We start from the raw sequence: 15,317 nt of genomic DNA on the forward strand, positions 1-15,317 counted from the left end.
ACTTATAAATATAACCGGGCCTGTGGGCCTTGATTAAATAACAAATCAACTACACTTAAGTTGGGCAAAAATTGATGCCGATCTTCAAAAACCTGATAATATGGTTTATTTTTTACAATATCACCCTCCTTTTTAGGGTTCATCATGCCCCTAAAATCAAGTTCAGGCACTATTTCATCCACATAATCGGCAGTTACATTAATGGGTGCATTTAATTTCAACTTTTTGTTTAACCACGATAATAGTTCGAGGTTATAATCAAACAGAAATTCAAATTTTTGGTTGTAAAAACGTGAAAGTTCATCTTCATAAAATTCGAAATAAGCCGAACTTCTGTAGCAGCTTTCTAAACTCAGCCAGTGTAAGCGCTGCCATTTAAAATCATAGCTAATGCGTACATCTTTCATTTTAGTATGCGTTTTAGCCCCCTTAACCACCGGAACAGTAATATCCAGTTTACCGTTTGGCGAATAAATACTGGCCCTGTTACGGTAGGTCTGCTTAGCCAGATGCTCGTGTTTTTCGATTAAAAAATCTGCACCCAGTTTTTGCAATAAACTGAAATAACCAACTGGTGGTAGATAAAATAATGGAAGTATAGCTGTATTCTGCATTTGAAAATTTATGTTTGTAGCTGAAACGTTTTAAAAATAATGATTAAAAGAGGGATTGCGCACCTAGGCGTATTTTTTTTATACCTACTGTCGCTGCTTCCCCTGCCATTGCTGTTTTTTTTTGCAAGATTACTATATTATCTGCTTTATTACGTAATAGGCTATAGAAAAAAAGTTGTCAGGCAAAATTTAAAGTGTTCCTTTCCCGAGAAATCAACTGCTGAGCTTAGAAAAATAGAGAAAAAATTCTTTGTTTACCTGGCACAGCTTATTTTCGAAATCATAAAAATGACCAGTCTTTCGGAAAAAGAAATATTGAAAAGGGTAAGCTTTACCGGCTTAGAGCAACTGGAAAAACATTTTAAAACGGGCGCAAGTGTTTTGGCCTGCACCGGTCATTACGGCAACTGGGAACTGGGCACTTTAGCCCTGGGCTTAAGTATTTCGGCCAAAACAATGGTCATTTATAAACCCATTAAAAACAAGATTTTCGAAAGTTGGTTTGATTGCGCCCGTACCAGGTATGGCAACATTTTTATTGCCATGCGGCAAACACTGCGTGGAATTGCCGCTTACAAAAAGGAGGCTACTTTATTGTGCTTTGCCAGCGACCAATCGCCTACCAGGGAAGAAAGCAAATACTTTGTTGATTTTCTGGAACAGCCAACCGCAGCATTATTGGGTGTAGAAAAGATTGCAAAATCGACAAACAGGCCCATTTATTATTTTAAGGTTAATGTGCTTAAACCAGGTTACTACCATGTTGAAGTTCTGCCCATGTGCATCGATCCTGCAATAATGGGTGAATTTGAAATCACCAACCTGCATTTTAAGTTTTTAGAAGATATTATTAAAGAACAGCCTCAATATTGGCTCTGGAGCCATAAACGCTGGAAATTTAAACCCGAATAAAAAGAATGAACCCATCAGTAGCCGTTGTAATTTTAAACTGGAATGGAAAAGCATTTTTACAGCAGTTTTTGCCCGGAATTTTGCTTTCTGAATACGATAACCTGCAAATTGTTGTAGGCGATAATGCATCTACAGATGATTCGGTTGCCTTTTTAGAAGAAAATTATCCTACGGTAAAAATTATCCAGAACGATATTAATTATGGTTTTGCGGGAGGATACAACAAAGTTCTAGAACGTGTTGAAGCCGATTACTTTATCTTGCTCAACTCTGATGTAGAAGTTGTTCCAAACTGGATTAAACCGGTAATTGATTTAATGGAAAGTGATGCACAGATTGCTGCAGCACAACCGAAAATTAAATGGCAGCACGATAAAAAACAGTTTGAATATGCCGGAGCTGCCGGAGGTTTCCTGGATATTTACGCCTACCCCTTCTGCCGCGGACGGATATTTAACGTTTATGAGTTCGACAACGGCCAATACAATACCACAAAAGAAATTTTTTGGGCCAGTGGTGCCGCATTTTTCATCAAAAGCAAATGCTGGAAAGAAGCTGGCGGTCTTGACGCCGATCTTTTTGCCCATATGGAAGAAATAGACCTATGCTGGCGCTTAAAAAACTTAAATTACAAGGTTGTGTATTGCCCTGATGCAGAAGTGTATCATGTTGGCGGCGGCACTTTACAAACCGAAAATCCTTTTAAAACATACCTGAACTTTAGGAATAACCTCATTATCATGCAGAAAAACCTTCCTGCTGGTGATGCCGTTTTCAGGATTTTAATCAGGATGTGCATTGATTTTATTGCCTGGTGGCATTTCTTGCTCAGTGGGAAGCCTAAATTTACCATGGCGGTAAGCAAGGGCCATTGGCATTTTCTTAAATCATTATCAAAAACCAACAAAAAGCGTCAGCAGGTTCAGAAGCCATACACCAAACACTCAGGTGTATTTAACAAAAGTGTGGTTTGGGCGTTTTTCATCAAAAAAATCAGGCATTTTTCTGAACTGAAATAAATATTCCAGCACGGTGATCAGTAAAATCGCTGAAGATTGACAGGTTTTAAAACCAATCGTCATTAACGCGTAGATAGGTAGCCTAGATGCCATCTTCTAGGCCACATTAAACGTATTACAAAGATTCTTCAATCGATTTTTCAAGCCAGCTAATTGTACTCGATCCCAAACCTAGTGCACTAAATTTGATATAACCTTTCTTGTCAATCACCACATGTGTAGGATAGCCTTTTACCCCATATCTGTTGGCTATTGAACGGCCGGCAGCTACAATATTATAGTCAAAAGGAATTGTTTTTAGAAAAGGTTTCAGGTCAAATTTTTCATCCAAGGCAATGGCCAGAAAAACAACCTCTTTTTTATCTTTGTATTTGGCTACAATATCGTTAAGGTGGGGAATTTCGCTTTTACATGGCGGACAGTTGATAAACCAAAAGTTAAGCACATAAACCTTGCCAATACTGTCTTTTAAATTGTATTTATTCCCGTTTATATCGCTAACTTTAAAGCCATTAAACAGCTCGCCCTCCTTAAAAGATTCACTTGCCATAGGCCTTGGCATTTTGCTCATATTTGCCGCTTTCTGCTCGGCCGACAACTCATAAATCAGGTATTCGGGTTGTCCACTATCCGTGAAGGTTTTTCTGTTTTTCAAACCGTACTTGCCCGAAAGCATCAGTTTTTTCCAGGTGTTGTAAGGATAAACCATCCCATCTTCACCACGCACAACAGATTGTTCGTTCAGTACATTTTTTTTGACTGTGCTTTCCTGGGCTTTACCCATTAAAAAAGCAAATAACAGCGAGATTAATATTAGATTTTTAAGCATGATATTGTGTTAAATAATTAAACTTTCTATGGCCAAACGGTAACCTTTCATACCAAAACCAGTTAAAACGCCCTGACAATTTTTACCGGTTAATGAAACATGGCGATACTCTTCACGTGCATAAATATTAGAAATGTGCACTTCCACAACTGGGGTTTTAATGGCCGCAATTGCATCAGCCAAAGCAACTGAAGTGTGGGTATAACCGCCTGCATTTAAAATAATCCCATCATAAGTAAATCCGATTTCGTGCAGCTTATTGATCAGCTCTCCTTCAACATTGCTTTGAAAATAATGGATTTCAATGGCTGGATAAACTGTTTTGAGTTCTTTTATGTAATCTTCAATACTGGTATTGCCATAAATAGATGGCTCGCGAACGCCTAAGAGATTTAAATTTGGACCGTTAATAATTTGTATTTTCATGATATGTTGTAACGCTAAATGTGTAACGTTGCAATGTTATAAAAAATCTTAAATAAAATCATGCTTTGGCAATCATATATTAAAGGATTTAAAGCTTATTTAAAACTGGAGCGCTCTTTATCTGCACATTCCATAACTGCTTACCTGAGCGACATTGAGAAGCTGGGCCAATATTACCAATCGCTTAACGAAACACCACAGCTTGCCGACATTAAGATAGCCGATTTAAGGTCATTTATATCATGGCTCAATGCGCTTGGTATGCTGGCCAGCACACAGGCCAGGGTAATATCGGGCTTAAAAGCATTTTTTGCCTACCTCATGATAGAAGACCTGATTACTCACGATCCAACAGCACTAATTGAGGCACCGAAAATTAACAGAAAACTTCCCGACACTTTAAATATCCACGAAATTAATGATTTAATTGCAGCAATAGATGCTTCTAAACCTGAAGGCATGAGGAATAAAGCAATAATTGAAGTATTATATGGTTGTGGACTGCGCGTTAGTGAGTTAACTGATTTAAAAATATCGAACATATTCCCCCAGATTGAATTTATCAAAGTAATTGGGAAAGGAAATAAAGAGCGTTTGGTACCCATTGGTACAGTAGCCTTAAAGCTGATCGAAATTTACATCAATGAAGTTCGTGTACAAGCTAATATCAAGAAAGGAAATGAAGATTTTATCTTTTTGAACCGTTTTGGCGCTAAGCTCTCCCGCATTTCAATATTCAATTTAATTAAAAGTTTAGCTGTTTCTACCGGGTTACAGAAAACGATCAGTCCGCATACGCTACGGCATTCTTTTGCCACCCATTTAATTGAAGGCGGTGCAGATTTGAGGGCGGTGCAGGAAATGTTAGGGCATTCCAGCATTACCACAACAGAAATTTACACCCATATAGACAGAGATTATTTGCGGGAAGTGATTACGCAGTTCCATCCAAGATCTTAGTGGTATTTGATGTTAATGGTACGCCGGAGGTCCACACTGTATCATCCTATCTTTACCCTGCATATCTTTTCTTAACTCAATATCTATAAAATATTTATCTCTTAGTATATCAATGGTTTCTTCACCTAAATACTCGTTAATCTCGAAATACAATTTTCCCATACTGTGCATGTTCGTTTTGGCAAAATCGGCTACTGCATTATAAAACACCAATGGGTTTTCATCACTTACAAAGAGGGCTAAATGCGGCTCGTGCACCAATACATTTTCGTGCATATCTACTTTTTCCAGATCCCTGATGTAAGGTGGATTACTAACGATTACATCAAATTTTAGATCGCTGGAAAACGTTAGTACATCAGCCTCAATAAAATTAACCTGTACACCCATCTTATCTGCATTTTGCCGGGCTACCGCTATGGCTTCGGCAGAAACATCAAGAGAAAAAACTGTTGCCTTGGGCAAATGCTTTTTTAATGAAACCGGGATACAGCCGGAGCCAGTGCCAATATCCAAAATTTTCAACCCTTCACCCTGACCGGCCTGGTGTTCGGAAATAATCCAATCAACCAGTTCTTCCGTTTCGGGCCTGGGGATAAGTACATGCGGATTTACATGAAACACCATCCCATAAAAATGGGCTTCGCCTAAAATGTGCTGAATCGGTTTTCCTATCTGCAGATCATTGAGGATACTCAAAAGCTTCTGCATATTGATGAAAGAAACCTCTTCTTCCTTTGCCATCCTCAGTTTATTTGCCGTTAAGCCCAAAACCTGTTCTGCTGCAATACTAAATAAAGCACGTGCTTCATCCCTATCATACAGCTGCTCCAGCTCTAGTTCATAATGTTCCTCTAACGCTCCGATTTTCATTACAGCAAAATTACTTATTTGCGATGATATGAATTGGCTTTTACATATTCCGTGACTCATTTTTTACTACTTTTGCGCTAATGAGCGATGAATTTTACATAAAACGCTGTTTAGAATTAGCTGCCCTGGGTATTGGAAATGTAAGTCCGAACCCTATGGTTGGCTGTGTAATTGTGGCCAATGGCGAAATTATTGGCGAAGGCTACCATCAGCAATATGGCCAGGCGCACGCAGAACCAAATGCGGTTAAAGCGGTGCTGGATAAATATGGCGATGAAGCAGAAAACCTTTTAAAACAGGCTACTGCATATGTTAACCTAGAGCCTTGTGCCCATTTTGGCAAAACACCGCCATGTGCCGATTTATTGGTAAAACATCAATTGAAAAAGGTGGTTATTGGTAATCGTGATCCATTTAGTGGCGTAGATGGAAAAGGCATTGAAAAGCTGAAAGCCGCAGGAATTGGAGTTGAAAGCGGTATTTTAGACGAAGAATGCAGGCACTTTAATAGAAGATTTTTCACCAGGATTAAGCAGCAGAGGCCGTATATTATATTGAAATGGGCCGAAACTGCAAACGGCTATTTTGCTACGAATGACGGGCATCAAAAATGGATCAGCGGGGCCTTGGCCAAAAGGCTTGCACACCAATGGCGAACTGAAGAAGATGCTATCCTGATCGGCAAGCAGACCGCCATCATCGACAATCCTGAGTTAACGGCCAGAAACTGGCCTGGCAAAAACCCCATACGCTTGGTTATTGATAAACATCTTCAGGTGCCACAATCCAACCACATTTATAACGCAGAGGCAAAAACCATTATTTTTAATGAGATAAAAACCGATGTGGAGGGCAATATCCATTACATCCAGATGGAAGATATGCACTTCTATCTGCCCCAAAAAATTGCATTCCAACTTTATTTAATGGATATACAATCGGTAATTATCGAAGGTGGCGCTAACCTATTGAAACAGTTTTTAGATGCCGGCCTATGGGATGAAGCCCGTATTTTTACATCGGCCAATAGCTGGACAGATGGAATTGCCTCGCCAAATATTAATGGCAGTTTAAAAGAGCAGATCGAGATTGAAAAAGATAAACTCTCTATCTATATAAACAACATAAACAAATGATATACATTATATTAAGCATCTGCTGTTCGGTTACCGTTGCCATTTTATTAAAATTGGCCAAACGTTACCAGATCAGCATTATCCAAGCCGTTACCGTAAATTATTTTGCCGCTTTAACCTTATGCTTTTTCTTCTTCAAGCCAGATATTAAGCTGGTCACCCACACTGCACCCTGGCCCATTTATATTGGTCTGGCTATATTGCTACCCACTATCTTTTTGTTTTTAGCCGCATCTGTTAAAAATTTAGGCATCGTTAAAACCGACATTGCGCAGCGTTTATCGTTATTCATCCCGGTGCTAGCAGCCTATTTTGTATTTAAAGAAGATTTTAACATTTTAAAAATAGCCGGTTTATGCATTGGCTTTTTAGCTATTTTTTTAACTTTTTTACGTAAATCGGCACCTGATGACAGCAAAGGCAATTTACTTTACCCAATAATGGTTTTTGTTGGCTTCGGACTTATCGATGTACTTTTTAAACAGATTGCCCTATACAAAGAACTGCCTTATACCACTTCACTCTTTACCGTTTTTTGCCTGGCATTTATCGTTTCGTTGATCATTGTAATTACGATGATCATTTCGGGAAAAACAAAAGTGCAGCTCGTAAATGTAGCATGTGGAATTATTTTAGGCTTTTTCAATTTCGGAAATATCCTTTTCTACCTTAAAGCGCACAAGGCATTGGCAGAAAACCCATCTACTGTTTTTGCTGCAATGAATTTGGGGGTAATTATTGTAGGGAGCCTAATAGGCATCATTATATTTAAAGAGAAGCTTACCAGACTCAATTACGCAGGAATAATTTTTGCAATCGCAGCAGTTATTTTCATTACCCTATCGCAAAATGCTGTTCGATGATACTTATAAAACCATAGAAAGTGCCTCAGAAGGCATGTTTCGGGATAAAGGAAGCAAATTTATAGCCTATGCCTACCCCATCCGTTCAGAAGAAGAAGTTAAGCCCATTATTGCTGGCTTAAGAGCAGAACATGCTAAAGCAAGGCACTTTTGTTATGCTTACCGATTAACACCAAACCGTTCGGTATTTAGGGTAAACGATGATGGAGAACCATCAGGCACAGCCGGCCGGCCAATTTTAAACTGCTTGCTCTCAGAAGATATTACCAATGTATTAATGGTAGTTGTGCGTTATTTTGGAGGAACATTATTGGGCGTACCTGGTTTAATTAATGCCTACAAAAGTGCTAGTATGGAAGCCATTAAAGCCTCAACAGTTGTAAGCAAAACCGTTAACGACATTTATGAAGCATATTTCGATTACCTGCAGATGAACGATGTTATGAAATTGAGCAAAGAGGAGAATCTGCAAATCCTCGCACAACAGTTCGACACCAGTTGTATATTAAAATTTGAAGTCAGAAAAGCGCAACTCAATCAGGTTTTGAGTAAATTTGATAAAATTGAAGGGGTTAAACTTAAATACCTAAACACCATTTAGATTAATCAGATTAACAAGATTGGGCAAAAACCTGGTCTGCGGTGATCAGAGAAATCTGCGGAACAAAAAAAACAAGTATGAAAATAGCTGAAAGCGATTTAATCATCAATCCAGATGGTAGCATTTATCATTTAAATCTTTTACCCGGCGATGTGGCCGAAACGGTAATCACAGTTGGCGACCCCGACCGCGTAGGCGAAGTAAGTAAATTTTTCGACAGGATTGAATTGAAGAAAGGTAAACGTGAGTTTATTACCCATACCGGATATGTGGGCAAAAAACGGGTTACCGTACTTTCAACAGGTATTGGAACAGATAATATCGACATTGTTTTTAATGAACTCGATGCCCTCGTTAACATCGATTTTGAAGCCCGGGAGGTTAAAAAACACCTTACATCTTTAAATATTATCCGTATCGGCACATCAGGCGCGGTTCAGCCCGATATCCCGATGGGCACCATACTGGCTTCATCTTATGGTTTGGGTATGGATGCACTGATGAATTACTATGTACACGAACTTACAGGTGATGAACGGAGCTTAATGGATGACCTGAAAAGCCATTTTGGACATTTAAAAAACATAAATCCGTACTTAACCGCCGCAAGCAGCGATTTATTGAACACCATTGGTAAAGATATGCCTAAAGGTATAACCATTACTGCACCAGGCTTTTACGCACCACAGGGAAGATTGGTGAGGGCCAAAAATTCAGTTCCCGATTTTATCAGTTTAATAAATAGCTTTAACAGCAACCAGCACCGCATAACCAATTTAGAAATGGAAACCGCTGGTATTTATGCATTGGCAAAAGTACTTGGCCATAAAGCCCTGTCTGTTAATGCAATTTTAGCGAGCAGGGTAAAGTTCGAATTTAGCCATGAGCCCAATAAAATTGTTGAGCAGGCCATAACCATGGTTTTGGAGCGGATTTAATCGCCACCATGCAGAATAAAAAATCCCGATATCTAGTTTTATAACACAGACATCGGGACTTGGAGTACTGGCTTAATTTATGCAATTAATGATAGCTTAGCTGCTTAAACGGCCGGTATTTTTTCTTTAACGAGTTCATTGCCTTCAGTATCTAAATAGGTACAGGTCATTTCTTCAAGGTCTGTTACCCATTTTTCTACACCGGCATCGGCTGCCTGCTTACAAAAAGTAAAATAATCTGTTTCACCTTTCTGATGTATACTTAAAGCATGTTCCAGTTTTCCGGCAGAAGATTCTTCATTGATAATCAAAGCCGGATAACCATCTAAACCCACCTGTTGGGCATTGTCTTCATCATCAAAATAAATAGACAAACCATTGCTTACATATACATCGTTCCGCTTAACACCCAATTCCTTAATTTCTTTAATAAACTGCGGAAAATCTGCACCAGTTTTAACTTTTGCTCCTGCTGCCTGGATGTCTTCTATCGTGAACATATATTATTTGTTTAATGAAACTTTGTAAATTGTGGTTTGCGTGTATAAATCTTCAGGCCTTAGTATGGTGCTTGGAAATGCTGGGACATTAACCGCATTTGGATGGTGCTGGGTTTCAACGCAAAAAGCACCATAACTACTATAATCTTTTCCTCCCTTACCATTTTTTACACTTAAATACTTTGCAGTATATAGGTGTGCTACTGGCTCTGTAGTATAAACGCTTAACGTTAAACCGCTTTCCTCTTCAATTGTTTTAGTGGCCAGCGATAAATCTCCGTAGATTTTATCCAGCACAAAAGTCTGGTCGTAACCTTCATCCTCATTCCAATCGTGACCTATTGCTTTAGGTTTTGTAAAATCAAGTGGCGTACCAGCTACTGGGATCAGTTTACCAGTTACCGAATAATTATCATCCTGTTCTAAATAATTTGAGGCAAAAATCTGTTGTTTATGGTCTTTAATGCTCCCTCCATTAGGCGCCAGGTTAAAATAACCATGGTGTGTTAAATTAATTGCTGTGGCCTGGTCTGTTTCGGCTTCATAGCTTAAAATCAGCTCGTCGTTCTCAGTAAGTTCAAAACTGAGGTCGATAATCAGATTGCCCGGAAAATTTTCTTCTCCATCTACACTTTCATACTGTAGGGTAACAAACGATTGCGAATCGTCGCCAAGCTCAATTACATCCCAAACTTTTTTGTCAAATCCTACGATTCCACCATGTAGCGTATCCGTGCCTGCATTTTGTGCAAGCTGATAGGTTTCGTCATCAATAGTAAAACTGCCGTTTTTTATCCGGTTGGCATAACGGCCAACAATGGTACCTAAGTAAGGGTAAGCAGTTAAGTAAGCTGGATCAAGATATTCTTCAAAGGTATCGAAGCCCAGCACAATATCCTGCATTTCGCCCTTGGCATTTTTAACTACAAACTTGTTGATAATAGCACCATAATTGAATATTTTAACATAAGTGCCTTTGCTGTTGGTGAGTTCGATTGCGATAACTTCTTCGCCATCAATATTTTTTCCGGTAGGTATTTGCTTAACGCTCATAAATTGTAACTTAGTACTTTTGTTTCGTAAACAAACATACTATTATTAATGCTTTTTATAAATATATTTTGGCCAAATGAACATTAACCTGGAGGAAAAATTCGCCTCACATTACCATCAAAAAGCACACGCCGTTTATTTTACACCGGGCAGGGTTAACCTAATTGGCGAGCATATCGATTATAATGGGGGTTTGGTTATGCCCTGCGCCATTACACTGGGAACTTGGGTGGCCATTGCGCCTAACAGCGACAATAAATTCAGGTTTAAAAGTTTAAATTTTGATGCAACTACCGTACTCGAAGCCAATACGCTGAACCAAAAGGATGGTAATGCATGGTCGAACTACCCTATCGGTGTAATTAATGAATTTATACAGGACGGCAAAGAAATTACCGGACTGGATTTTCTGTTTTTCGGAAACATCCCTATCGGATCTGGCCTTTCTTCATCAGCTTCTATAGAAATTGCGACTGCTTTTGCTTTAAATGATCATTTTAAACTGGGCTACGATAAACTCGAAATGGTTAAAATAGCCAAGCGGGTTGAAAACGATTTTATCGGTTTAAACTCAGGCATTATGGATCAATTTGCTGTAGCTTTTGGTGAGAAAAACAAAGCCATAGTTTTAGACTGCGAAACCTTAAAATACAAAATGGTTGACGTAGAGCTCAAAAACTATGTGCTCGCTATTATCAATACGAATAAACCGCGCGAGCTTGCCGATTCGAAATACAATGAACGCGTAGCAGAATGTCAAACCGCATTAAAACTGCTGAATGGCGAAATCACCCTTCAATACCTTTGCGAACTTACTGCCGAAAAACTGGCCTTACACAGTCATTTGATTGAAGATGAAACCATTTTAAACCGTGCAACACATGTGGTTAAAGAAAACGACCGTGTACATTTAGCGGCAAAAGCATTAAATTCAGGAAACCTTGAAGAGTTTGGCCGTTTGATGTACGCTTCGCATCAATCCTTACGCACACTTTACGAAGTAAGTGGAAAAGAGCTGGATGCCGTGGTAGATTTCTGTTCTGATTACGAACACGTAATTGGCGCCCGTATGACGGGTGCTGGCTTTGGTGGTTGCGCCATCGCTTTATTGGAAAAGGGTTTTGAGGAAGATTTTGCAACGCATTTAACAACCTATTACGTAGATAAAATTGGCTACCCCGCCGCAATATATATCAGTGAAATTGGCAGTGGACCGTATTTAGTCACGGATGAACATAGATAAACACAGATTTTGGGTTTAATTACCAATCAGTGTGATCAATACAAAATAATGAGAAAATTAAAGTTAGACGAGTTAAACCGTCCGGATATTGAAACGTTTAAGGAACAGGAAAAATTACCTGTTGTTGTGGTTTTGGATAATGTGCGCAGTATGCACAATGTAGGTTCGATATTCCGTACCGCTGATGGATTTGCACTGGAAAAAGTTATTCTTTGCGGTATTACGGCCCAGCCACCACACCGCGAAATTGAAAAAACAGCTTTGGGCGCCACGCAATCGGTAGATTGGATACACTATACCGAAACCGTCGAAGCCGTTGAGGCCTTAAGGGCTTTAGGCTATGAAATAATCGCTATTGAACAGGCTGAAAACAGCACCATGCTAAATACCTTTCAACCTGATCCGAGTAAAAAATATGCACTGATTTTTGGTAACGAGGTAGATGGTGTAAGTGATGAAGTAATGGCTAAAATCGACGAATGTATTGAAATTCCCCAGTTCGGCACTAAACATTCATTCAACATTGTAATTTCTGCCGGCATTGTGTTTTGGGATTTTTTTGCCAAATTAAGGTTATAAATTCGTCATTTCGAGCCGACAACCGCCGAGCTTTGTTTCAGAATTCTCTTAATAAACTATCTTCATTTTTTAACCACGGAGGGCACAAAGAAACAGACACAGCGCACGCGGCGTAAATGGAAATTTTAATGATCAAGAAAATTATCTGTGTTTTCAGTGAATCTGCGGCTTATGTTTAACCGCTGATAACACAAAGAAAAGGCACGGAGTCGCATAAGCAAGTCTGCGGTAATCTGTGTTATCGGCGGGACTTCATTTTCCCACAGATTACGCTAATTACGCAGATTTAATAAGTTGCCATTTTACACCCAACCCTAGCGTAATTGCGAACTGAAGCACAGGGTATTGTGGTGGAGCGAAGCAATCTTTTTATATTATCAACTTAGCCTGTGGCGGTTTTTAACCACAAAGAAAACGATCGTAAATAGAAATAATTATGTTGAAAATTATCCGTGCTTTCGGTGAATCCGTGGCTTATAGTTAATATGAATAGCAAAGAACACAAAGAAAAACTCCAAACAACGATAAACATAAAATGGAAAACGTATTACTAAAGAAACTTCAGGTAAAACCAGGCCATACCATACAGGTTGTTGATGCACCCGAGCATGCCGCTTCGATTTTGGGCAACATTCCAGATGGTGTTTCTGTTCAATATGACAACAACAGCAATTTCAACATACTCCTAACCTTTACAACAACTAAAGATCAGCTTAAAAAGCAAATAGAAAGTTATCTGAAAAGAATAGATCAAAAAACGATATTCTGGGTATTTTATCCAAAAAAATCAGCTAAAATCAATTCTGACCTCGATATGATGAAAAGCTGGGAGGAGCTTAGCACATTTGGCTTGACTCCTTGCGCTTCGGCCGCTGTTAACGAAACTTGGACTGCCCTCAGGTTAAAATTTATCAGCGAAGTAAAACCGTCTGGCTTGAGAAACGACCACATTAAAACCAATCAATTTGGTGAATATGTAGATCCTGTTAATAAAACCGTTAAACTTCCCGATGATTTAAGCTTAGCAATGAAAGATCATCCACAGGCACATGCTTACTTTCATCAGCTCGCCTACTCACATAAAAAGGAATATGTACTTTGGGTGCTATCTGCTAAACAAGAGAAAACACGTGCAAGCAGGATTGAAAAAACAGTAGAAATGTTGTTAAATCGAAAGAAAAATCCAGCCGATAAATAAAAAAATCCAGCCGAACCTTAAAATCAAAAATCCACTTTGTATAGTAAAATATACAAAAAAAGTGAAGATTTCAATCCTTGAGTAACTTTTTTGTGGAATAATTTTCTATTGCTAAGTTTCTGATAATAGGCTATTTGTGTATAAAATTTTGTTTTTGGCAGGATTTTTTCTTAGTCGATGCAAAACAGTATGATATAAAAACTGTTAAGTGACTAATATTACAAAATAGAAAAACATGAATACGAAAATTACTAAATCAACAATGTTGATTGCCTTATTAGGATTATCATCACAATTATTTGCACAAGAAACACCAACTACTTCGGGTAGATTTGGTAAACAATCACTAAGAACATGGAGTGTTGGTGCACATGGAGGTATTTTAAGTCAAAATACATTTTTAGGAGGTGGAAGTGTTGATGCCCGCGAATTTAAAAGCATTGGTTACGGTGGATTTATTAAAAAGCAAATTTTACCTGCTTTGGGCTTACAGGCCGACTTTTTAAGAGGTGATATCAAAACTGCAAATTACGTCGCAAATGTTGAACAAAAAAACAGCATCCAATGGTCTGGATCATTAACTGCGGTATTAAATATTGCTAACTTCAGCTTAAATACAGAGAATGCAGTTTTAATTCCTTACGTAAAAGCAGGTGCTGGTTACATGTCTTCAGATTCGCAACTAGGAGCAGTAGAAACTTTTTCTGGTAGAGAAGGTTGGTTTATCCCAACAGGTGTTGGATTTAAGTTGGGCGTATCAAAGGGTATCAATATTGATTTTGGTTACGACATTAACTTTATCAAATCATCTCCAACAGTTAAAAATGCCTATAATGAAAGTAGATTCTCTTATTCGCACGTAGGTTTAGAGTTTGCTTTAGGAAACAAAGAAAATTCACAATTGCAAAACTATAGTGCAATAGCTGATTTACGTAAACAAAGTGCAGAAGAAAGTGCTGAACTGAGAAGAGCATTATCTACAGCAGAACAAAATGCACAACGTGATAGAGAGCAATATGCCAAAGATTTGGGTGATGATGACAGTGACGGTGTAGCAAACAAATTTGATAAATGCCCAGGAACGCCTACAGGAACTGTTGTAGATGGTTCAGGTTGTCCTTTAGCCGCTCCTAAAACAATTATCAAAGAAACAACAGTAATTACTGAAGCTGACCGTAAAGTGGTTAAAGATGCCATTTCTAACTTAGAATTCGATTTAGGTAAATCAACCATCCGTTCTAAATCATTCGCTACTTTAAACCGTGTGGCTTCATTATTAATCGAGAAAAATTTCAGTTTAAAATTAGCTGGCCATACTGATAACACTGGTGGTAGAGAATTAAACTTGCGTTTATCTAAAGATAGAGCAGAATCTGTTAAAGCTTATTTAGTATCTCAAGGTGTAAATGCATCAAGAGTTGAAGCTACAGGTTACGGACCTGACCAACCAATTGCAACCAACAAAACTGCAACAGGCCGTCAGCAAAACCGTCGTGTAGAGTTTACTTTATACTAGTCATTAATGATAATGGCAACAAAAAAGCTCCCCGGATTAGTTTTCCGGGGAGCTTTT

The 15,317-nt window shown here is 38.6% G+C and carries 17 protein-coding genes; 11 read left to right on the forward strand and 6 right to left on the reverse strand.

Features of this window, described 5'->3' with window-relative positions:
* Positions 1-2: 2 nt before the first annotated feature.
* Entirely contained in the window at positions 3-614 is a 612-nt protein-coding gene (locus ACS5PU_RS06045) for a WbqC family protein (RefSeq protein WP_439458376.1), read from the reverse strand.
* Between the two features lie 39 nt (positions 615-653).
* On the opposite strand from ACS5PU_RS06045, the gene ACS5PU_RS06050 reads away from it, so the two are divergent.
* Together ACS5PU_RS06050 and ACS5PU_RS06055 are read left to right on the forward strand one after the other, a co-directional pair.
* Positions 654-1,526, forward strand: a complete 873-nt coding sequence (locus ACS5PU_RS06050) for a lysophospholipid acyltransferase family protein (protein WP_439458377.1) — start codon at positions 654-656, stop codon at positions 1,524-1,526.
* Between the two features lie 5 nt (positions 1,527-1,531).
* A complete protein-coding gene (locus ACS5PU_RS06055) occupies positions 1,532-2,545 on the forward strand; it encodes a glycosyltransferase family 2 protein (RefSeq protein ID WP_439458378.1) in 1,014 nt (337 codons plus the stop codon).
* Positions 2,546-2,660: 115 nt separating this feature from the next.
* On the opposite strand, the gene ACS5PU_RS06060 is transcribed toward ACS5PU_RS06055, so the two are convergent.
* Both ACS5PU_RS06060 and aroQ read right to left on the reverse strand, forming a co-directional pair.
* Complete coding sequence (locus ACS5PU_RS06060) at positions 2,661-3,374, reverse strand: TlpA family protein disulfide reductase (protein WP_439458379.1); 714 nt, start codon at positions 3,372-3,374, stop codon at positions 2,661-2,663.
* A gap of 9 nt (positions 3,375-3,383) precedes the next feature.
* Positions 3,384-3,800, reverse strand: coding sequence for a type II 3-dehydroquinate dehydratase (aroQ, locus tag ACS5PU_RS06065; protein ID WP_439458380.1), 417 nt, complete (start codon positions 3,798-3,800; stop codon positions 3,384-3,386).
* A gap of 60 nt (positions 3,801-3,860) precedes the next feature.
* Here aroQ and xerD point away from each other — a divergent pair, with 60 nt between their 5' ends.
* Positions 3,861-4,760: a site-specific tyrosine recombinase XerD gene (gene xerD, locus ACS5PU_RS06070; protein ID WP_439458381.1), complete on the forward strand. Its 900-nt coding sequence runs from the start codon at positions 3,861-3,863 to the stop codon at positions 4,758-4,760.
* A 12-nt stretch (positions 4,761-4,772) separates the two neighbouring features.
* Here the strand turns inward: xerD and prmC are convergent, their stop codons facing one another.
* Positions 4,773-5,633 carry a peptide chain release factor N(5)-glutamine methyltransferase gene (gene prmC, locus ACS5PU_RS06075; protein WP_439458382.1) on the reverse strand — a complete coding sequence of 287 codons (861 nt, stop codon included), beginning with the start codon at positions 5,631-5,633 and terminating at the stop codon, positions 4,773-4,775.
* 80 nt (positions 5,634-5,713) lie between these two features.
* Between prmC and ribD the strand changes: the two genes are divergently transcribed.
* The 4 genes from ribD to ACS5PU_RS06095 all read left to right on the forward strand — a co-directional run bounded on the left by ribD (position 5,714) and on the right by ACS5PU_RS06095 (position 9,171).
* Positions 5,714-6,769, forward strand: a complete 1,056-nt coding sequence (ribD, locus tag ACS5PU_RS06080) for a bifunctional diaminohydroxyphosphoribosylaminopyrimidine deaminase/5-amino-6-(5-phosphoribosylamino)uracil reductase RibD (RefSeq protein WP_439458383.1) — start codon at positions 5,714-5,716, stop codon at positions 6,767-6,769.
* Positions 6,766-7,632, forward strand: coding sequence for an EamA family transporter (locus ACS5PU_RS06085; RefSeq protein ID WP_439458384.1), 867 nt, complete (start codon positions 6,766-6,768; stop codon positions 7,630-7,632). Before ribD ends, ACS5PU_RS06085 begins: the two co-directional genes overlap by 4 nt.
* Positions 7,619-8,233 carry an IMPACT family protein gene (locus tag ACS5PU_RS06090; RefSeq protein ID WP_439458385.1) on the forward strand — a complete coding sequence of 205 codons (615 nt, stop codon included), beginning with the start codon at positions 7,619-7,621 and terminating at the stop codon, positions 8,231-8,233. Before ACS5PU_RS06085 ends, ACS5PU_RS06090 begins: the two co-directional genes overlap by 14 nt.
* 77 nt (positions 8,234-8,310) lie before the next feature.
* Positions 8,311-9,171, forward strand: a complete 861-nt coding sequence (locus tag ACS5PU_RS06095) for a nucleoside phosphorylase (protein ID WP_439458386.1) — start codon at positions 8,311-8,313, stop codon at positions 9,169-9,171.
* A gap of 104 nt (positions 9,172-9,275) precedes the next feature.
* Here ACS5PU_RS06095 and ACS5PU_RS06100 read toward each other — a convergent pair whose 3' ends face one another.
* The gene (locus ACS5PU_RS06100) at positions 9,276-9,671 is read right to left on the reverse strand and encodes a DUF1398 domain-containing protein (RefSeq protein WP_439458387.1); all 396 of its coding nucleotides are present in this window, start codon (positions 9,669-9,671) and stop codon (positions 9,276-9,278) included.
* Between the two features lie 3 nt (positions 9,672-9,674).
* A complete protein-coding gene (locus ACS5PU_RS06105; protein WP_439458388.1) occupies positions 9,675-10,724 on the reverse strand; it encodes an aldose epimerase family protein in 1,050 nt (349 codons plus the stop codon).
* 76 nt (positions 10,725-10,800) lie between these two features.
* Here ACS5PU_RS06105 and ACS5PU_RS06110 point away from each other — a divergent pair, with 76 nt between their 5' ends.
* From ACS5PU_RS06110 to ACS5PU_RS06125, 4 genes are all read left to right on the forward strand, one after another.
* Positions 10,801-11,967, forward strand: a complete 1,167-nt coding sequence (locus ACS5PU_RS06110) for a galactokinase (RefSeq protein WP_439458389.1) — start codon at positions 10,801-10,803, stop codon at positions 11,965-11,967.
* Between the two features lie 48 nt (positions 11,968-12,015).
* Positions 12,016-12,546, forward strand: a complete 531-nt coding sequence (locus ACS5PU_RS06115; RefSeq protein WP_439458390.1) for an RNA methyltransferase — start codon at positions 12,016-12,018, stop codon at positions 12,544-12,546.
* Positions 12,547-13,081: 535 nt separating this feature from the next.
* Positions 13,082-13,744, forward strand: a complete 663-nt coding sequence (locus tag ACS5PU_RS06120) for a YdeI/OmpD-associated family protein (protein WP_439458391.1) — start codon at positions 13,082-13,084, stop codon at positions 13,742-13,744.
* Positions 13,745-13,979: 235 nt separating this feature from the next.
* The gene (locus ACS5PU_RS06125; protein ID WP_439458392.1) at positions 13,980-15,260 is read left to right on the forward strand and encodes an OmpA family protein; all 1,281 of its coding nucleotides are present in this window, start codon (positions 13,980-13,982) and stop codon (positions 15,258-15,260) included.
* The last annotated feature ends 57 nt before the right edge of the window (positions 15,261-15,317 follow it).

It is taken from the genome of Pedobacter sp. GSP4, assembly GCF_051857575.1.
Classification (GTDB): domain Bacteria; phylum Bacteroidota; class Bacteroidia; order Sphingobacteriales; family Sphingobacteriaceae; genus Pedobacter.